At 64.6% G+C, this 18,331-nt stretch carries 16 protein-coding genes and 1 tRNA gene; 10 read left to right on the top strand and 7 right to left on the bottom strand.

Translation table 11 applies throughout. The features are described from left to right. The first annotated feature begins 138 nt into the window (after positions 1-138). Positions 139-215: transfer RNA gene (locus MUU56_RS15090), tRNA-Met, on the top strand. A 128-nt stretch (positions 216-343) separates the two neighbouring features. On the opposite strand, the gene MUU56_RS15085 is transcribed toward MUU56_RS15090, so the two are convergent. The 7 genes from MUU56_RS15085 to MUU56_RS15055 form a co-directional block, all read right to left on the bottom strand. Beyond that, on the bottom strand, positions 344-955 hold the full coding sequence (locus MUU56_RS15085) for a cupin domain-containing protein (protein WP_244768096.1): 612 nt from the start codon (positions 953-955) through the stop codon (positions 344-346). A gap of 50 nt (positions 956-1,005) precedes the next feature. Then, positions 1,006-1,764, bottom strand: a complete 759-nt coding sequence (locus MUU56_RS15080) for an SDR family NAD(P)-dependent oxidoreductase (RefSeq protein ID WP_244768095.1) — start codon at positions 1,762-1,764, stop codon at positions 1,006-1,008. Positions 1,765-1,780: 16 nt separating this feature from the next. Then, entirely contained in the window at positions 1,781-2,959 is a 1,179-nt protein-coding gene (locus tag MUU56_RS15075) for an amidohydrolase (RefSeq protein ID WP_244768094.1), read from the bottom strand. Continuing rightward, positions 2,956-4,824: a dipeptide ABC transporter ATP-binding protein gene (locus MUU56_RS15070; RefSeq protein ID WP_244768093.1), complete on the bottom strand. Its 1,869-nt coding sequence runs from the start codon at positions 4,822-4,824 to the stop codon at positions 2,956-2,958. The genes MUU56_RS15075 and MUU56_RS15070 overlap by 4 nt, the downstream gene beginning before the upstream one ends. Further along, positions 4,824-5,735, bottom strand: a complete 912-nt coding sequence (locus MUU56_RS15065) for an ABC transporter permease (protein WP_244768092.1) — start codon at positions 5,733-5,735, stop codon at positions 4,824-4,826. The genes MUU56_RS15070 and MUU56_RS15065 overlap by 1 nt, the downstream gene beginning before the upstream one ends. Before the next feature lie 8 nt (positions 5,736-5,743). Then, positions 5,744-6,733 carry an ABC transporter permease gene (locus MUU56_RS15060; RefSeq protein ID WP_244768091.1) on the bottom strand — a complete coding sequence of 330 codons (990 nt, stop codon included), beginning with the start codon at positions 6,731-6,733 and terminating at the stop codon, positions 5,744-5,746. 68 nt (positions 6,734-6,801) lie between these two features. Continuing rightward, positions 6,802-8,331: an ABC transporter substrate-binding protein gene (locus MUU56_RS15055; RefSeq protein WP_398432967.1), complete on the bottom strand. Its 1,530-nt coding sequence runs from the start codon at positions 8,329-8,331 to the stop codon at positions 6,802-6,804. Positions 8,332-8,958: 627 nt separating this feature from the next. Here MUU56_RS15055 and MUU56_RS15050 point away from each other — a divergent pair. The 9 genes from MUU56_RS15050 to MUU56_RS15010 all read left to right on the top strand — a co-directional run bounded on the left by MUU56_RS15050 (position 8,959) and on the right by MUU56_RS15010 (position 18,331). Beyond that, complete coding sequence (locus MUU56_RS15050; protein ID WP_244768090.1) at positions 8,959-10,110, top strand: transporter substrate-binding domain-containing protein; 1,152 nt, start codon at positions 8,959-8,961, stop codon at positions 10,108-10,110. Next, complete coding sequence (locus tag MUU56_RS15045) at positions 10,111-10,815, top strand: ANTAR domain-containing response regulator (RefSeq protein WP_244768089.1); 705 nt, start codon at positions 10,111-10,113, stop codon at positions 10,813-10,815. A 281-nt stretch (positions 10,816-11,096) separates the two neighbouring features. Continuing rightward, the gene (locus MUU56_RS15040) at positions 11,097-12,344 is read left to right on the top strand and encodes a transporter substrate-binding protein (protein ID WP_244768088.1); all 1,248 of its coding nucleotides are present in this window, start codon (positions 11,097-11,099) and stop codon (positions 12,342-12,344) included. A gap of 64 nt (positions 12,345-12,408) precedes the next feature. Then, complete coding sequence (gene urtB, locus MUU56_RS15035; RefSeq protein WP_244768087.1) at positions 12,409-13,278, top strand: urea ABC transporter permease subunit UrtB; 870 nt, start codon at positions 12,409-12,411, stop codon at positions 13,276-13,278. A 28-nt stretch (positions 13,279-13,306) separates the two neighbouring features. Next, positions 13,307-14,434, top strand: coding sequence for an urea ABC transporter permease subunit UrtC (gene urtC, locus MUU56_RS15030; protein ID WP_244768086.1), 1,128 nt, complete (start codon positions 13,307-13,309; stop codon positions 14,432-14,434). Then, positions 14,431-15,195, top strand: coding sequence for an urea ABC transporter ATP-binding protein UrtD (gene urtD / locus MUU56_RS15025; protein ID WP_244768085.1), 765 nt, complete (start codon positions 14,431-14,433; stop codon positions 15,193-15,195). The genes urtC and urtD overlap by 4 nt, the downstream gene beginning before the upstream one ends. Further along, entirely contained in the window at positions 15,188-15,883 is a 696-nt protein-coding gene (gene urtE / locus MUU56_RS15020) for an urea ABC transporter ATP-binding subunit UrtE (RefSeq protein ID WP_244768084.1), read from the top strand. The genes urtD and urtE overlap by 8 nt, the downstream gene beginning before the upstream one ends. A gap of 11 nt (positions 15,884-15,894) precedes the next feature. Continuing rightward, positions 15,895-16,929 carry an aliphatic amidase gene (locus MUU56_RS15015; protein WP_244768083.1) on the top strand — a complete coding sequence of 345 codons (1,035 nt, stop codon included), beginning with the start codon at positions 15,895-15,897 and terminating at the stop codon, positions 16,927-16,929. 70 nt (positions 16,930-16,999) lie between these two features. Then, the gene (locus MUU56_RS15010) at positions 17,000-18,331 is read left to right on the top strand and encodes a purine-cytosine permease family protein (protein ID WP_244768082.1); all 1,332 of its coding nucleotides are present in this window, start codon (positions 17,000-17,002) and stop codon (positions 18,329-18,331) included.

Raw genomic sequence — 18,331 nt, 5'->3', positions numbered from 1 at the left:
TTCGTCTCAAGACGCGGGAGAGTAGGTCGCTGCCAGGTCTGCTAAAGGCAATGTGAAACAATCTTCTCGGAACAAAATCGGCCAAAACCGACAAGGACCGCAAAAGCGGAAACCCCACTTCTTGAAATACCGGAATATCGCGGGGTGGAGCAGCCCGGTAGCTCGTCAGGCTCATAACCTGAAGGCCGCAGGTTCAAATCCTGCCCCCGCAACCAAACAAAGCCCCGCCGTAACACGGACGGGGCTTTTTGCGTTCCGGTCCTCTCCCACCCAGCGCTAACCCGACAGCGCTTCATCCCACCCCGAACATCCCAAAACGTTGCACATTCTTGCGCGAAGGGCTTCAAAACGTGGGTGGGGTGCAAACCCATAGGATGCTCGCTGCGTCATTGCCTATATTGCGGTAGGAATGGGGAATGCTCGAGCGGAAGCAGAAGCCGTCTCCGGCTTCGAGGCGGAAGGTGTCGCCGTTGAGGGTCAGTTCGACGATGCCGGTGAGGACATAGCCGACCTCCTCGCCTTCGTGCGTGATGGTCTCCCCGCTCTGCCCGCCCACTTCCAAGTGGTGGATGTTGCATTGGAGGAGATGGCCGTCCTTGTAGGGAATGATGCGTTCGAGCATCAGGCCGCGCGAGGTGCCCTTGTGCCTGTCGAGGGTGATGAACGGACGCGTGCCCTTGCGAAAAATGACGGATTCGTTGTCGGCCGGCTCGTCGAAGAGCCAGCTGATGTTGGTTTCGAGCACCTGCACGACGCGATGGATCATCGGGAGGGAGGGCAGGACCTTGCCGTTTTCCACCTTCGACAGGAGACTCTGCGAGCATTCGCTGCTTTCGGCGAGTTCCTTCAGCGTCAGGCCCTTCATCTGCCGCGCGAGCCGCAGCCGGACGCCGAGGCTCTTCTTGGTGTCGCTGAGGCTGTCGCGCTGAGAGCCCTGCCTCTTCTCCCGCTTCATTCCGGTTCCTTCTCGGCCGCTGATCGTGCTGGGCGGCGTGTCGTTGAAATTCAATGGGCCATGCCGCCATCGACCATCATCTGCTTTGCAGTGATATAGCGGGATTCCTCCGATGCCAGAAACACATAAATCGGCGCCACCTCGTCCGGCGTGCCCTGCCGGCCGAGCGGCACGATGCGCTTGACGACCTCGCCATGCGCCTCGACACCGCCCATGAGGGCGATGGCCGGGTTGTTGAACGGCGTGTCGATCCAGCCGGGCAGGACGGAGTTCACGCGGATATTGTCCGGCGCCAGCTCCTGCGCGAGCGCCACGGTATAGGCGATGACCGCGCCCTTGGCGGCAGCATAGCCCGTCATGCCCGGTGCGCCGCGAAGGCCCGCCAGCGAAGAGGTGGTGATGATGCTGCCGCCGCCGGCCTTGCGGATGGCGGGGGCGGCATATTTCGTCGCGAGGAACGTGCCGCGGGCATTGACGTCGAACACCGCGTCCCAGTCGGCGGCGGAGAACTGCTCGGCATGGCCGAGCCTCTGCAGCCCGGCGAAAAAGACGAGCGTATCGATCCCGTTCATCCGGCTTTCGGCCGCCGCGACGGCATCGCGCACGCTCGCCTCCTCGCGGACGTCGCAGGCGATGGCCGAGGCGTGGCGGCCCGTTTTCGCGAGGCTTGCGACCGTTTCCTCGGCCGCCGGCCGGTTGATGTCGGCGATGACGATGTCGGCGCCGTTGTCGGCGAACTGAATGGCTGCGGCTCTTCCGATGCCGGTGGCGGCGCCGATCATCAAGGCTTTCTTGCCTGCAAGTCTCATGTTTCTTCTCCTCTGGTCAGGTCGTTTGCGATTGGCAGGCCTGCGCAAGCGCGACCCAATAGTGCGCGCCGAGCGGCAGAATCTCGTCGTTGAAGTCGAAGTCCGGGCTGTGCAGCGCCGTCGGGCGGCCGTTGCCGATCCAGGCATAGGCGCCCTTGCGCGCGGCAAGCATGAAGGCGAAGTCTTCCGAGGCCATGCTCGGCGGAAACTGCGTGACCGGCGCCCCGCCGGCGGGCGAAAGTTCCGCGGCGCGCAACATGATGCCGGTGGCGTCGGCATCATTCGTCGTCACGGGGTATTGCGACTTGAGGTTGAGGGCGATCTCCACGGCATGGGTCCGGGCGACGCCCTCGACGATCTCGTGCATCCGGCGGTGCGCCGTCCGGGCGACGCCGGGATCGAAGTAGCGCAGGGTTCCGCGCAGCGCGACGCTGTCGGGCAGCGCGTTCAGGGAATGACCGCCGTGGATCTGGGTGATCGAGAGCACGAGCTGCTGGTGCGGATCGATGGCGCGGCTGACGATGGCCTGCAGCGCCTGCGTCAGCGCGCCCGCCGCCACGATCGTATCAGTGCCGAGATGCGGCAGGGCCGCATGCACGCCGTCGCCGCTCACCGTGATCGTGAAGAGGTCCATGGCGGCCATCATCGGCCCCGGCTGCACCGCGATCCTGCCCGTTTCGAGGGAGGGCCAGTTGTGCAGGCCGAAGACGAGGTCGCATTGCGCATGGTCGAAAAGCCCGTCCTCGACCATGACCCTGCCGCCGCCGGCCGCCTCCTCGGCCGGCTGGAAAATGAAATGCAGCGTGCCCGCCAGATCCTGCTGCCGGGAGAGATAGTCGGCCGCGGCGAGCAGCATGGCCATATGCCCGTCGTGCCCGCAGGCATGGGTGGCACCGGGGCGGGCGGAGCGGTAGGGCAGGGACGATTGTTCGTTCAGCGGCAGGGCGTCCATGTCCGCGCGAAAGCCGATGCTCGGTCCCGCCCTCTTTCCCCGCAGGCTCGCCACCAGGCCGGTTCCGGCAAGGCCCTGCCTGACCGGCAGGCCCATCTCGTCGAGACGGGCCGCCAGGAAGGCCGCCGTCTCGCGCTCCTCGAAGGCGGTTTCGGGGTTGCGGTGGAGGTGGTGCCGCCAAGCGCGGTGGACGGTCGCGCGCTCGCCGAAGAATGCCGACGCCCGTTCGAGGGAGGAGGTCATAGGCTGTCCATTCGTTTCAGGTCTGACCCGTTGTGCGCTTTCAACACGATCGAGGGGGCCGGCAGCCGGTCGAGGCCGAGATGGCACGCGGCCGCGCTTCCGCCCGCCCGGGGTGACAGCGGCGGCTCGACGTTTCGACAGGTCTCGATGACGAAGGGGCAGCGGCTGCGGAAGGAGCAGCCTTCGGGAATGTGGATCGGGTCAGGCGGCTCGCCTTCGAGCAGGTAGTCCTTCGGCAGGAAGGGCTTTTCCTCCACCGTGCTCACTGAACTTAGAAGCGTGCGTGTATAGGGATGGGCGGGCTCGCCGAAGATCGTCTCGTTGTCGCCGATCTCGACGATCTTGCCGAGATACATCACCGCGATGCGGGCGCAGGCCCGCCGCACCATGGCAAGGTCGTGCGAGATGTAGAGATAGGTAATGCCGTGCTTGCGCTGGAGGTTGTCGAACAGGTCGAGAAGCCTGGCCTGCTCGACCTGGTCGAGCGCGGACAGCGTCTCGTCGAGGATCAGCACGCTCGGTTCGAGAACCATCGCCCGGGCGATGTTGACGCGCTGCCGCTGGCCCGCGCTGAGGCCGACGGGCAGGGCGTCGTAGAGATCGGGCGACAGGCCGACGTCCTGCATCACGCCGCAGACCTGTTCCCGCAGTCCGCGTCCCGAGGCCAGCCGGTGGATGCGCAGGGGCTCGGCGATCGTCGCACCGATCGAAACATGCGACGGGATGGACGTGTAGGGATCCTGCAGAAGGAGCTGGAACCGCCGCCGCATCGAAAGCAGGGCCGCGCCGCGCAGGGTGGCGACGTCGACGCCGTTCACCTCGATCGCGCCATGATCCGGCGGTTCCAGCGAGGAGAGCAGGCGCGACAGGGTGGATTTTCCGCAGCCGGATTCGCCGATGAGCCCGAGGCTCTCGCCGCGCCGGACTTCGAAGGAGACGCCCCGCACCGCCTGTACCCGGTTCTTGCGGAACAGCGACGTGCGATCCTTCACTGCATAGGTCTTGGCGACATCGCGCACGCTGAGGACGACTGGTTCGGCATTGGCCTCGGGTATGCTGCCGACGCCGTGCCAGAGGCGGGGGACCTTGGCGAGGAGATCCTTCGTATAGGGGTGAACCGGGTTCCTCTGGATCCTGCCGGTATCCTGCGCCTCCACGATGCTCCCCTTGTCGAGGACGACGACCTCGTCGGCGATGTCGACGATGGTGCCGAAGGAGGAGGAGACGAAGACGATGGAGGTGCCGAAATCCCGTTGCAGGTCGCGCAGCAGTCGCAGGATCTGCGCGGCAACGGTCACGTCCAGCGGCTGGGTGATGTTGTCGGCGACCAGCAGCTTCGGGTTGGAGATCAGCGCATCGACGATCATCGCCCGCTGCATCATTCCGCCGGAGAATTGGAAGGGATATTCGTCGAAGCGCGAGCGGGCGGAGGGGATGCGCACGGCATCGAGCAGGTCGACGACGCGCTTCCTCGCCGCCTGGCGGGAAAGGCCCGGCTCGATGGTCCGCAGCTTTTCCTCGATCTGGTGGCCCACCGGCACCGTCGGGTCGAGCGCCGTCGTCGGATTGGCGCCGATATAGGCGATCTCGCGGCCGCGCAGGCGCGCCATGTCCGTCTCCGGCAGGGCGAGGAGGTCGCGGTCCCGATAGATCACCCTGCCGGCGGTGATCACAAGCGGCGGGCGCACCCAGTTCACCAGGGCGCGCGACAGAAGCGTCTTGCCCGCGCCGCTTTCGCCGATGATGCCGAGGACGGATTTCGGCTTCACCGCGAAGGTGACGTTCGAGATGAGGGGGCGTGCAGCACCGGCCGAACCGAGGCAGATGCTGAGGTTTTCGACTTTCAGGAGAGGTTCCGCCGCCATCATGCCGCTCCCTGCAGGACGAGGTTCCGGCTTCTTTCCAGAACGCCGCCCATGAGGTTGAGGCTGCCCAGCGAAAGCGCGAGCAGGCAGCCGGGGACGATGGTGATCCACCAGGCATTCAGGAGATATTGCGTGCCGCCCGAGATGATGGTGCCGAAGGTCGGCGTCGGCGGCTGGATGCCGATGCCGATGAAGCCGAAGATTGCCTCGAAGATCATCATGCGCGCCACGTCGAGGACCGCGACGAAGGCGATGGGCGGCAGGATGGACGGCGCGATATGGCGGACCATGATGCGAAGGTCCGACGCACCGATGATGCGCGCGGCGCGCACATATTCCTTCTGCCGCTCGGCGAGCGTCACGCTGCGCGCGACGCGGGCGTAGATCGGCCAGCCGGAGAGCACGAGCACCGCGACGATGGTGAACGGGTTCGGCCGCGACATGCCGAGAATGGTGATGGCGAGGATGATGACCGGAATGGACATCTGGATATCGGTGATGCGCATCAGGACGACATCCGTCCAGCCGCCGCGATAGCCGGAGAAGATGCCGATGGCGCAGCCGAGCACGAACATCAGCATGACGCTGACGACGCCGATCAGGAAGGCGTTGCGCAGCCCGACCAGCGAGCGCAGCAGGAGGTCGCGGCCGAGCTGGTCGGTACCGAGGAAATAGGGGAGCCTGCCGCCCTCCATGAAGACGGGCGGCAGGAACTTGTCGGCGACGGAGATCTTCGTCGCCGAGGCGTCGATGACGAAGGGCCCGAGCAGCGTCAGCAGGCAGAGCGCAAGGAAGAGCAGGCTCGCCACCTTCATTTCGGAGGACCGCCAGGCAAGGCGCAGGATGCGGGCATTGACGCTCTGGCCCCGGGCCGGGGCGGAGGACTGCGGGATGGAGGACAGGATGGTCATGATACCCCTCAGAACTTCAGGCGCCGGTCGATCGTCGTCGAGGCGAAGTCGACGGCGATGTTGATGAAGACGAGCACGGTGCTGGCGAAGATCGCGACGGTCTGGATGACGGGGAAGTCGCGCTGGAAGACCGCGTTGATCGTCAGGAGCCCGATGCCGGGGAAGCTGAAGATGTATTCGACGACGAAGAGCCCGCCGAGCAGCATGCCGATCATCTGCGCGCCGAAGCTGTTGAGCAGCGGCACCGCCGCGTTGCGCAGCACATGGCGGAACAGCATGATCCGCGCGCTGAGGCCGCGCACCTGGCCGATCTCGTAGAACGGGTCCTGCACGTTCGTCGCGACGGCCACCGAGATCGAGCGGATCATCACCGGCGCAAGCTCGACCGCGACGACGATCGCCGGGATGACGACATAGCCGATATGCTGGTAGCCGATGGCGGGCAGCCAGCCGGTGCGGGCCGACAGCAGGTAGATCAGCACGATGCCGACCCAGACATTGGGCAGCGACACGAAGAAGGAGGAGAGGTAGAGGGCGACCTTCTGGGGCCAGCCGCTGTTCCTGACCCCGGCCAGTATGCCGAGCGGTATCGAGACGAGACAGGCGAGCAGGAAGCCGCAGGCGGCGAGCAGCAGCGTATAGGGCAGGGCCCTGGCGATCAGCTCGATGACGGCGGCCCGCTCGACCGGCGGCGCGCCGGCCGCGTCCTGGGAGCCGCCCGTTGTGCCGCCCTGCTTGCCGCGGATGAAGGAATTGCCGAAGTCGCCCCTCGCGATATCGCCGAGATAGCGCAGGAACTGCACCGGAATGGGATCGCGCAGCCCGAGGCGCTCGGCCGTTTCCTCCATGGCGCTCGGCGTCGCCATCGGCCCGAGGATGATGCGGATCGGATCGCCCGGCGCGATGCGCAGCAGTGTGAAAATGACGAAGGCGACGGCCAGGACGATGAGAACGCCCTGACTAATGCGCCGCAAGAAGAATTCCAGGGCAAAAGCCATCTTTGGTCATCCGGCGATACGGGAACGAGAGCGGGCGATGCGGTGCCGGCGCATCGCCCGCAGGCAGCCTAGGACAGTGTCGCCTTGGACAGATCGATCGGCCCGTTCGGATAGAAGGTGACGCCGTCGAGCCTGGCACTCATCGCCCGCAGGAAGACCGAGGAGAAGAGCGAGATGCTCGGCGCCTTCTCGGCGATGAGCGGCAGGGTCTCCTCCTGCAGGATCTTCAGGCGTTCCTCCGTGGAGGTGGCGCCGCGTTCCTTGTCGAGGGACGCGTCGATCTGCGGATCGCTGATGCCGTTGATGAGCGCGAACTGGGAATGGTAGTTCGGCCGCAGCACGAGGTCCGGTTCGGGCGAACCGGTGATCCAACCGACGTCGATGATATGGCCGGGGCCCTGGCCGTCGGCGCGGCGATAGAGCTGCTCCTCCCAGGCGGCCGGCTCCAGCGTCGTGAGCTTCACCGGGAAGCCCTGTTCCTGCAGCATGGCGGTGATGAGCTCGCCATATTCACGGGTCTTCGGATAGAAGCCGACCGAGGTGATGTACTCGATCTCCGGCAGGCCCTCACCGTTCGGGAAACCGGCCTCGGCGAGAAGCGCCTGCGTCTTTTCCGGATCGTATTCCGGATAGCCCTTCACGTCGGTGAAGCCGAACTTCACCGGCGAGATGTGGCAGTTCGATGCCTGTCCGGCTTCCCCGACCACGGCAAGGACCTGGGAACGGTCGATGGCATGGCAGACCGCCAGCCGGATGCGCGGATCGTCGAAGGGCGGCTTGTTGCAGCGGAAGTGGAGATATTTGTTCTCGCTGGAAAGCGAGCGGTCCGTCTTCAGGCTCGCCTCCTTCTGGAGAGAGAGATACTGCTCCGGCTCCAGGCGCTCGGTCAGGTGATACTGGCCGTTGAGGAGGCCGAGCACGCGGGTGTTGGCGTCGGGCACATAGGCCCAGACGATCTCCTCGATGGTGGGTTTGCCCTCATGGAAATCGTCGAAGGCGGCGAACTTGATCTGGTCGCCGACGGTTTCGACATATTTGAACGGACCCGTGCCGTTCGGCCTTTGCTTGAGTGTTTCGGGATTGGCGACGTCGGCGGCCGACAGGATCGGCAGGAAGCTCGAAACGTACCAGAAATTCAGCGCCGGATAGCCGTATTGCCTGGTGTTCAGCCGCACCGTGTGGTCGTCGATCACTTCGACGTCCACGCGCCCCGGATACCAGGCCGAGGCCGGGCGGTCGGGGTTGGAGGCATATTCGTAGGTCGCCTTGACGTCCGCCGCGGTGAAGGGCTTGCCGTCATGGAAGGTGACGCCCTGGCGCAGTTTGTATTCCAGCGTGTGCTCGTCGATGACGGACCATTCGGTCGCAAGGTCCGGCAGGATCTCGCCTGGATTGGCCTCGCTCATCGGGCATTTGGTCAGGTGGCCGAAGAGGAAGCCCTCGGCGGTGATCTGCGGGGCGACCGTGTGCGAGGTCGGGTCCCAGCTGCTGGTCACGGTGCCTGCCGCCGCGAAGATGAGCGGGCCGGATGCGGCCGCGGCCCGGCTGGCAAGGCTCGGTAGCGAAAGCGCGGCGACGCCGAGGGCGGTCGCCTTCATGAATTCACGTCGGTTGATCGTCACGGTCAGGTTCCCTCTGGTTGGCGAAAAGGCACGCAGAGAGGCGCCGGCTCTCGGCCGGAAAATGTCGATGAAAAATGCTGCCCCTCCAGGAAGGCGGATTTCTCTGGATCCGCTTGCTTCCATGCGTTTTGTAAACTTAAACGCAACTATATTCAAGTGACTTGAATGTGAAGGTGGTGTAATTTCCTTCCGCGCCTCTCGCTTGAGGAGCTTGGTCGGCAAATCCGCTGAGACGGGCACGCCCTCGATTTCCAGTGGTTTGCGGCGTGTTGCGTCGAAAAGGCAGGCGATATGGCGGCAGCACAAAAGCGCGAAGAACCGCATGTTGACATTCCGCATTTCTCGACCTTATCGTAACGGGACGTCAATCCGTGACGGGCGGCAAGGTTGCCGCCGGACTTCTGAGCGCAATGTCGCCTCCTGTGCCTCGCATCGTTCCGAGGCTGGGAGGTTTTTTGTTTTCTGGCGGGAGAACGAAAACAGGCGCATCCTGGGAAACGCGGACGGACGGCACTTCGGCAAGCTGAAGCCATGGGGCGACAAGACCTCACCGGCGATGGCCGATCAAGAAAAGGGGATCAAATACAGGGATGAACCGAGACAATGGGAGCTCTCAATCGAAACCAGCGGACGTCCGCGCCATGGCGTGTCGGGGTCCTGTTCTCGAAGACCGGATTCATGTCGGTCATCGAGGAAACCCAGCTGCGCGGCACGCTGATCGCCATCGATGAAATCAACGACCGGGGCGGCGTCAACGGGCGCCCGATCGAGCCGATCGTCTATGATCCGGGCTCGGAGATCCGGTCCTACGGGCAGTATGCCAAGCGCCTGATGGTCGAGGATGGTGTCAGCACGATCTTCGGCTGCTACACCTCGGCGAGCCGCAAGGCGGTCCTGCCGGTCGTCGAGCGGCTGGATGGCCTTCTGTGGTATCCGACGCTCTACGAGGGGTTCGAGTTCTCGCCGAACGTCATCTATACGGGCGCGACGCCGAACCAGAATTCCGTGCAGCTGTGCAAGGCGCTGATGAGCCAGTTCGGCAACCGGTTCTTCTTCGTCGGGTCGGACTATGTCTATCCGCGCGAATCCAACCGCGTGATGCGGGAGCTGGTGCGCAACAATGGCGGAACGGTCGTGGGGGAGCGGTATCTTCGCCTCGAGGCCGACCGCAGCGAATTCGTGCCGCTGGTGCGCGAGATCAAGCAGGCGCAGCCGGACGTCATCTTTTCGACGGTCGTGGGCGAATCCACCACCTTCCTCTATCAGGCCTATCACGATCTCGGCCTCAATCCGAAGACCGTGCCGATCGCCAGCCTCACCACGACCGAGGCGGAGATCCGGGCGATGGGCTACGATGTCGGGGAGGGACATTATACGGCCGCATCCTACTTCCAGGGAATCGAGACGGCGCGCAACAGCAGTTTCGTCAGCCACTACCAGAAGCGCTACGGCGACGACGAGCCGACCAATATGTGCCTCGAAGCCTCGTATTTTCAGGTGAATCTCTTCGCGCGCACGCTGGAGGAGACCAATTCTCTCGATACCAGGCAGCTGCGCACCTTCGTCATGGGCGCGGAATTCGAGGCGCCGCAGGGAAGCGTGTCGATCAATCCCGTCTGGGGCCATGCGGATGTGTGGACGCGCATCGGCCGGGCGAACCGGCAGGGCCAGTTCGACATCGTCTTCCAGTCACAGGCCAGCGTGAAGGCCGATCCCTATCTCATCGGCTACGGCCGTTGCCTGGAGAATTGCTGAATGCAGCGAACAGAAACGCGCCGTCCCGCGCGGGAGGAGAAGATGCCGGACATGTCGAGGGCGGACTACGGGCACGATCGCTGGATCGGTACGCAACGGCCGGAAAGCCGCGCCGGCGCGGAGGAGCGCCCGCGGCAGGCGGGCCTGCCGGCCGAATTCACCGTCGCCGTCATCGTCGAGCGTGACGACAACGGCGAGTTCCTGATCCGGGAATTGCAGCGGCAGCGCGTCGCCGTGCGGCACATCTGGCCGAAGCCGGCGCAGATTCCCCTGCAATACGACGCGATCTTCTGCCTGCTGTCGGACGATCTTCCCCAGCGCATACCCTGGGTGCCGGGGGAGCCTTCTTCCGCGCTCATCCTGGTGGATGACGGCAAGGCGCCCCTCAATTTGAAGCTCGTCCACAACTGCGCGGCGCATGGCATGCTGCATTATCCGGCAACCGCCCGGATGATCCAGTCGGTGCTGATGATGGCCCGCGAGCATTTCCAATATGAGCGGCGCCTTCGCGGGCGGATCGACAAGCTCGACGAGAATCTGCGCACCATGCGCCTCGTCGAGCGGGCGAAGGCGCTGCTCATCCGCTTGAAAAACCTGAGCGAAGAGGAGGCCTACAACTTCCTGCGCAAGCAGGCGATGGAGAAGCGCGTGACCATCGGCGCCGTCGCTGCGGCGGTGATTGACTCGCACGAACTTCTCAGTTAGCGTTTTGGAATTGTCCGCGGCAAAGACGCTGCGCACATAAAGGGTGACGAAACCCCGCGGGTCCGCAAAGAGCGGAACGTGGGGTTTTTTGTTTTTCTGAATGGCCTGATGCAGGCCCGGTGAAGCAACGCTGGTGGCGTTGCATCCGGACCCGCCGTCAGCCCGAGCACATTCCCCGCGGCGAGGACGCCGCAAACAAATCCAGAGGCGAAGAGGCCCCGAAACGATCTGCCGGACCGGCGGAGCGCTTCGGGGCCTTTGTTTTTTGATGGAGACAGAGGGTGAACAAGAACAGGCGTGAATTTCTGAAAGTTGGGGCCGCAGCAGGCGCGGTGTCGCTGGTCGGCTTTCCCCATATCTGGTCGAAGAATTCCTCGCTGGCCTTCGCACAGGACGGCGAGATCAAGGTGGGCGTGCTCTTCTCGCTGACCGGCACGACGGCGATCATCGAGGAGTCGCTGAACAAGGCGACGCTGATGGCGATCGAGGAGATCAACGCCAATGGCGGCATCAACGGCCTGAAGATCACACCGGTCGTGGAGGACCCCGCATCGGACCCGGCGACATTCGCCGAAAAGGCCCGCAAGCTGGTGCTCTCCGACCGCTGTGTTTCCGTCTTCGGCTCCTACACCTCGGCGAGCCGCAAGGCGGTGCTGCCGGTCTTCGAGAAGCAGGAGAACCTCTTCTGGTATCCGACGCTTTACGAGGGCCGCGAGTGCTCCAAGAACGTCATCTATACCGGCGCCGTGCCGAACCAGCAGCAGGACGATTTCATCCCCTGGCTCGTCGAGAAGTTCGGCAAGCGCTGGTACCTGATCGGCTCGAACTACATCTATCCGAAGGAAGAGAACAACTACTGCAAGAAGCTGCTCGAAGGGCTCGGCGCGGAAGTGATCGCCGAGGAATACGTGCCGCTCGGCCATTCGGAATTCTCCTCCGTCATCAACAAGTTCCGCTCGGAAAAGCCCAACGTCATCTTCTCGACGGTGGTCGGCGATTCCGTCGTGGCGCTGCACCGGCAGTATCGTGCGGCCGGTCTCGACCCGGCGACGATGCCGATGGCGAGCCTCACCACCTCGGAGAACGAGGTCGCGGCCATGGGCGGTGATGCCGCCGCCGGCCACTTCACCTCCGCGCCCTATTTCATGGTCTTCGATTCCCCGGAGAACCAGCGTTTCGTCGAGGCCTATCGCTCGCGCTGGGGCGGCGACAAGGTCACGCATTTCGTGTCGGAATCCGCCTATTTCCAGATCCACCTCTTCAAGCAGGCGGTCGCCAAGCTCGCGGCGAGCGACATCGGCCCGCTCGCCATCCGCGAGGCGGTGAAGGGCGAGGAATACAAGGCGCCGCAGGGGCTCGTGAAGGTGGAGCCGGAGAACCTGCATTGCTGGCTGCGCCCGAAGATCGGGCAATGCAAGCCGGACGGGCAGTTCGAGATCCTGACGCAGTCCGCCGACTGGCTCGAGCCCAACCCGTACAGCGCCTATCCCAACCAGAAGTGCACCGCCGAAGGCCTCAAGGAGGTCTGATCCCCCAAGCAGCCGGCGGCCGTCTGTCGGTCGGCCGCCGGCCCAACCTGCGGAGAAGGTGCATATGGACTTCGTCGTTTCGCAAATCCTGACAGGCCTCAGCCTGTCGTCGATCCTGCTTCTCGTGGCCCTCGGGCTTGCGATCATCTACGGGGTGACCGGCGTCATCAACCTTGCCCACGGCGAGTTCGTGATGCTCGGCGCCTATTGCGCCTGGCTGCTGCAGAGCCAGCTCGGCTGGAGCTTGCTGGCGAGCCTTGCCGTGATCTTCCTCCTGATCGCCGCGCTCGGCTGGCTGATCGAGGTCGCCGTCATCCGCCATCTCTACGACCGGCCGCTGGACACGATCCTTGCCACCTGGGGCCTTGGTGTCATGACCCAGCAGATCGTCCGCCTGACGGCCGGCGGCGAGCTGCGCTACGTCCAGATGCCGCCGTCGCTCTCCGGCAGCGTCGATATCCTCGGTGCGACCGATTCGGCCTACCGGCTCTTCGTGCTCGCCGTGGCGCTCGGCCTCTTCCTCGCGACCTGGTGCATCTACCGCTACACGTCCTTCGGCCTGAAGCTTCGGGCGATTACCCAGAACCGCGCCATCGCGTCGAGCTTCGGCATCAATTCCGCCAGGGCCTACCGGCTGACCTTTGCTTACGGGGCCGGCATTGCGGGGCTCGCCGGCGCGCTGATCTCGCCCTTGAAGAGCGTCTCGCCCGAGATGGGCACGACCTATGTCGTCGACGCCTTCATGGTTGTCGTGCTCGGTGGCGTGCAGAGCCTTGTCGGTACGCTCGCAAGTTCTGCCGTGCTCGGCGAGACCTCCGGGCTCCTTGCCTATTACAGCAACGACACGATCGCCAAGGCGCTCGTTCTCGTCGCCATCGTCATCATCATCCGGTTCCGGCCGCAGGGCTTGTTCGCCCCGCGTGTGCGCGCCTGACCGCCCGCGTCAACGAGAGGTTCCGTCCTTGTCTGGAAAAGTCTCCCGCCAAATCCTCCTCTACGGCGTCGTCTGTCTGGCGATCCTCATCGTGCCCGTGCTGGTCGACGACGCCTTCCTGCTGAACAAATATGCCCGCTACCTGATCTTCGGCATGCTGGCGATCGCGCTCAGCCTGTCCTGGGGCTATGCCGGCATCCTCAATCTCGGCCAGGCGACGACCTTCGGCCTCGGCTCCTACTGCATGGCCATGTTCCTGAAGCTGAAGACGGTGCCGATCCACACCGGCAGCGACGGCCTTCCCGACTTCATGGTCTGGAACAACGTGACGGAACTGCCTTGGATCTGGGTGCCGTTCCATTCCATGCCCATTGCGCTCCTTGCCGGCATCCTCGTCCCGGCGCTCTTCGCCGCGCTGCTCGGCTGGTTCATGTTCGGCGGGCGCATCGCCGGCGTCTATGCGGCGATCATCACGCTTGCCGCCATGGTGGTGGTCAACCTCATCATCATCGACCAGCAGAGCTATACCGGCGGCTTCAACGGCATCACCGATCTTGCGCGGTTCGAGATTTTCGGCCTGACCTTCGACGCCTATTCGGCCTCGACCTACTATCTCGTCGCGATCTGCCTCACGGTCACGCTGTTCCTCGCGCTTGCCGTCTCGCGCAGCAAGACCGGCCTCATCCTGCAGGCGGTGCGCGACCAGGAGGAGCGGGTGCGCTTCTTCGGTTATGACGTGGCGCTCTACAAGACCTTCGTCTTCGCGCTTTCGGCCGCCATCGCCGGCCTTGCGGGCATGCTCTACACGATCATCATGGAATTCGCCTCGCCGACCTTCCTCGGCGTGCCGCTCAGCCTTTCCATCGTGATCTGGGTCGCCGTCGGCGGCCGGCAGAGCCTCCTCGGCGCCATGCTGGGCGCGGTGCTCGTCACCGGCGTGCAGGGCGCACTGTCGGAAACCGAGGCCTTCCTCGAAACCTGGACCCTCGTCATGGGCGGCCTCTTCGTCCTCATCGTGCTGTTCATGCCGAAGGGGCTGGCGGGCGCCTTCGAAGCCCTCGTGCGTCGCTTCCCTAAGGCGGAGCGCAAGGGCGGCGCCCGCCATGCCACCGAGCAAACCTCCAAATCCCAACCCCATCTCGGAGGTGCGCTATGACGCCCGCACGCGACCAGCTCCTTGCGCTCAAACAGGTGACCGTGGCCTTTTCCGGTTTCATCGCGGTCGATCGGCTCGACTTCGAGGTGGCGTCGGGCGAGCTGCGCTGCCTGATCGGCCCGAACGGTGCCGGCAAATCGACGACGCTCGACCTGATCTGCGGCAAGTCCCGCATCACATCCGGGGAAATCGCCTTCCGCGGCGCTCCGATCCACGTTCTCAAGGAATTCCGGATCGCACGCACCGGCATCGGCCGCAAGTTCCAGGTGCCGAGCGTCTTTCGCGAACTGACCGTTCGGGAAAACCTGGAGATCGGCTGCTCGCGCGATCCGGGCGTCTGGCGCAACCTGTTCCGCTTCACCGGCGGGGTGGACACCGAGCGGCTGGAACGCCTCGCGGTCCTCGTCGGGCTGGAGGATCATCTCGAAACCCAGGCAGCGCAGCTTTCGCACGGCCAGACGCAATGGCTGGAGATCGCCCTCATCCTCGCCCAGGATCCGGCGCTCATCCTGATGGACGAGCCGACGGCCGGCATGACGGCGCAAGAGACCAACATGACCGCCGAGCTCTTCAACCGGCTGCGCGGCAAGCACACGCTCGTCGTCGTCGAGCATGACATGGGCTTCGTGCGCGACATCGCCGAGACCATCTCGGTCATGCATCAGGGCAAGCTGCTGGCGCAGGGCACTGCCGACGAGGTTTCGCAGGATGCGAAGGTCCGCGAGGCCTATCTCGGTTCGGGAGGCATCGGCCATGCTTGAGCTTTCCGATGTCGACGGCTTCTATGGCCGCAGCCGCGCGCTCCAGTCCGTCTCGCTCTCGGTGCGGGAGGGGGAGTTCCTGACGGTGCTCGGGCGCAACGGCGTCGGCAAGACGACGCTGCTGCGCACCATCCTCGGCCTCATGTCGCGCTGCGCCGGCTCGATCCGGCTCGACGGCGCGGAGATCAACCAGCTCCCCACGCACATGAGGGCACGTGTCGGGCTCGGCTACGTGCCGCAGGGGCGGGGCATCCTGCCGAGCTTCACCGTGCGCGAGAACCTTCTCATCGGCACATTCGCGGCGGAGAAGCCGGCGCGCACGATCCCCGACCACATCTTCGATCTCTTCCCGATCCTCAAGGAATTCCTCGGCCGGCGCGGCGGCAACCTCTCGGGCGGCCAGCAGCAGCAGCTCGCCATCGCGCGGGCGCTCCTGTCGGAACCGAAGATCCTGCTGCTCGACGAGCCGACGGAGGGCATCCAGCCCAACATCGTCGAGCAGATCGAGGACGTGCTGATCGACCTCAACCGCAAGCACGGCCTCGCCGTGATCCTCGTCGAACAGAACATCAAATTCGCGCGGCGGGCCTCGCACCGCTTCGCGATCCTCAATCGCGGGAGCGTGGCCGTGTCCGACGACATCGGCGCGCTCAGCGATGAGCTCATCCAGAGCCACCTCGTCGTCTAAGGAGACTTGAAATGTACCATGGTGACATCAGCAGCAGCAAAGATACCGTCGGCGTTGCTGTCGTGAACTACAAGATGCCGCGGCTGCACACCAGGGCCGAAGTGCTGGAGAACGCCCGCAAGATCGCCGCGATGGTCGAGGGCATGAAGATCGGCCTGCCGGGCATGGATCTGGTCGTCTTCCCGGAATATTCGACCCACGGGATCATGTACGATTCCAGGGAGATGTACGAGACCGCCTCGCAGATACCGGGCGAGGAGACGGCGATCTTCGCCGAGGCCTGCCGCAAGGCCAATGTCTGGGGCGTCTTCTCGCTGACGGGCGAGCGCCACGAGGAGCACCCGAACAAGGCGCCCTACAACACGCTCATCCTCATGAACAACAAGGGCGAGATCGTCCAGAAATACCGCAAGATCATGCCCTGGGTGCCGATCGAGGGCTGGTATCCCGGCGACTGCACCTATGTCTCCGAGGGGCCGAAGGGCCTGAAGATCAGCCTCATCATCTGCGACGACGGCAACTATCCGGAAATCTGGCGCGACTGCGCCATGCGGGGCGCCGAGCTCATCATCCGCTGCCAGGGCTACATGTATCCGGCCAAGGAGCAGCAGGTGCAGATCTCCAAGTCGATGGCCTGGGCGAACAATGTCTATGTCGCGGTCGCCAATGCCGCCGGCTTCGACGGCGTCTACTCCTATTTCGGCCATTCCGCGATCATCGGCTTCGACGGGCGCACGCTCGGCGAATGCGGCACGGAGGAGAACGGCATCCAGTATGCCCAGCTCTCCGTCTCGGCCATCCGCGACGCCCGCCGCAACGGCCAGTCGCAGAACCATCTCTTCAAGCTACTCCACCGCGGCTACACCGGCACGATCAATTCCGGCGACGGCGACCGCGGCGTCGCGGCCTGCCCTTACAACTTCTACGCCAGGTGGGTGAACGACCCGGACGGGACGCGCGAGATGGTCGAGGCCATGACCCGCGGCACGGTCGGCACGGACGAATGCCCGATAGACGGCATCCCGCACGCGGCCGCCCATCGCTGATGCCAGCCGGGCCATCCGGTCCTGGGAACCGGATGGCCTTCCTCAACAGAAAGACATGAGGGGAACGAACATGTCTACACACTCCAAAGGGCCCGGCGATCTGTCGCCGCTCGATGCCGACCATGTGCTCGGCGAGGAATACGAACATGCGCCGGTGCCGCTTTCGGCCCGGCACAGCCTGTTTTCCATGGTGACGGTGTGGGCCGGCTTCCCGGCGATCATCACCGGCTCCATGACCGGCTCGATCCTCGTGCTGGGCATGGGCTTTTCCCGCGCGCTCGCGGCGATGGTCATCGGCAACCTGATTATGTTCGCCTATGTCGGCGCGCTCGGCCTTTCGGCGACGCGGAGCGGCCGGAATTTCGCGCTGATCGCGTCGGAAGTCTTCGGCACGAAGGGCTATGCGCTCGCCTCGGGCCTGCTCTCGACGCTGCTGCTCGGCTGGTTCGCGGTGCAGACGGGTATTACCGGCGCGCTCATCGCCAGCACCTACGAGATGAACTATGTCGCCATGACCATCGTGGCAGGCCTGCTCTACATCGCCATCACCTTCATCGGCGTGCGCGGCCTGCACCTGATCGGCCTCGTCTCGGTGCCGCTGTTCTTCGTGCTCGGCCTGTTCGTGGTGTTGCATTCGGCTTCGACCACCACCTTCGACGCGATCTGGAGCTATGCCGGCAACAACGGCGTCGCCACCATGTCCATGGGGGTCGGGCTGACGGTCGTCATCGCCCTCTTCATCGATGCCGGCACGGTCACCGCGGACTTCAACCGCTGGGCCCGGACCGGCACCCATTCCCTCATCGCGACCTTCTCGGCCTTTCCGGTCTCCAACCTCGTCGCCATGCTGGTGGGCGGCATTCTGACCGCGGCCCTTGCCGTGCCGGATGCCAACCCGTTCGGGGCGGACAACATGTTCGGCTACATGAACACGCTGCAGATCGGCTGGCTGAGCGCGCTCGCCTTCCTGTTCCTCTACATCAACCTCGGCTCGGTCTGCTCGCATTGCCTCTACAATGCGGCGACGGGCTGGTCGCGCATCCTCGGCTCGAAGATGCGGCTGCTCGCCGTCGTGCTCGGCATCCTCGGCATCGTCATCGCCGCGGGCAATGTCTGGGCCTTCTTCATCCAGTGGCTGTCGCTGCTCGGCATCGTGGTCCCGCCCATCGGCATGATCCTGCTCGTCGAGGCCTACATCTTCAAAAGCGGCGGCGGGGTGGAGAAGGAATGGCGCTCGACGCCCTTCATCTCCTGGGTGATCGGCGCGGCCGTGGGCTTCATCGTCGAGTTCTATGCGCCGCAGCTTTCCACCGCGATCAGCGCGGGCATCGTCGCCGGCATCGCCCATTTCGCGCTCTCCTCGCTGAAGGACCGGCGGTCCGCCGTGGATGCATCCGCTTGA

Origin of the sequence: Shinella yambaruensis (genome assembly GCF_022899355.1) — a bacterium.
GTDB classification, from domain to species: domain Bacteria; phylum Pseudomonadota; class Alphaproteobacteria; order Rhizobiales; family Rhizobiaceae; genus Shinella; species Shinella yambaruensis.
Note: the sequence above shows the minus strand (reverse complement) of the source record. Positions and strands in the feature narration are given on the sequence as shown.

Bases quoted from the DNA above. Each gene is read 5' to 3' on its own strand.
- MUU56_RS15050 (WP_244768090.1), top strand. From the start codon at position 8,959: ATGGGAGCTCTCAATCGAAACCAGCGGACGTCCGCGCCATGGCGTGTC.
- MUU56_RS15010 (WP_244768082.1), top strand. From the start codon at position 17,000: ATGTCTACACACTCCAAAGGGCCCGGCGATCTGTCGCCGCTCGATGCC.
- MUU56_RS15045 (WP_244768089.1), top strand. From the start codon at position 10,111: ATGCAGCGAACAGAAACGCGCCGTCCCGCGCGGGAGGAGAAGATGCCG.
- MUU56_RS15075 (WP_244768094.1), bottom strand. From the start codon at position 2,959: ATGACCTCCTCCCTCGAACGGGCGTCGGCATTCTTCGGCGAGCGCGCG.
- MUU56_RS15060 (WP_244768091.1), bottom strand. From the start codon at position 6,733: ATGGCTTTTGCCCTGGAATTCTTCTTGCGGCGCATTAGTCAGGGCGTT.
- MUU56_RS15085 (WP_244768096.1), bottom strand. From the start codon at position 955: ATGAAGCGGGAGAAGAGGCAGGGCTCTCAGCGCGACAGCCTCAGCGAC.
- urtB (WP_244768087.1), top strand. From the start codon at position 12,409: ATGGACTTCGTCGTTTCGCAAATCCTGACAGGCCTCAGCCTGTCGTCG.
- urtE (WP_244768084.1), top strand. From the start codon at position 15,188: ATGCTTGAGCTTTCCGATGTCGACGGCTTCTATGGCCGCAGCCGCGCG.
- urtD (WP_244768085.1), top strand. From the start codon at position 14,431: ATGACGCCCGCACGCGACCAGCTCCTTGCGCTCAAACAGGTGACCGTG.
- MUU56_RS15015 (WP_244768083.1), top strand. From the start codon at position 15,895: ATGTACCATGGTGACATCAGCAGCAGCAAAGATACCGTCGGCGTTGCT.
- MUU56_RS15065 (WP_244768092.1), bottom strand. From the start codon at position 5,735: ATGACCATCCTGTCCTCCATCCCGCAGTCCTCCGCCCCGGCCCGGGGC.
- MUU56_RS15080 (WP_244768095.1), bottom strand. From the start codon at position 1,764: ATGAGACTTGCAGGCAAGAAAGCCTTGATGATCGGCGCCGCCACCGGC.
- MUU56_RS15055 (WP_398432967.1), bottom strand. From the start codon at position 8,331: ATGAAGGCGACCGCCCTCGGCGTCGCCGCGCTTTCGCTACCGAGCCTT.
- MUU56_RS15070 (WP_244768093.1), bottom strand. From the start codon at position 4,824: ATGGCGGCGGAACCTCTCCTGAAAGTCGAAAACCTCAGCATCTGCCTC.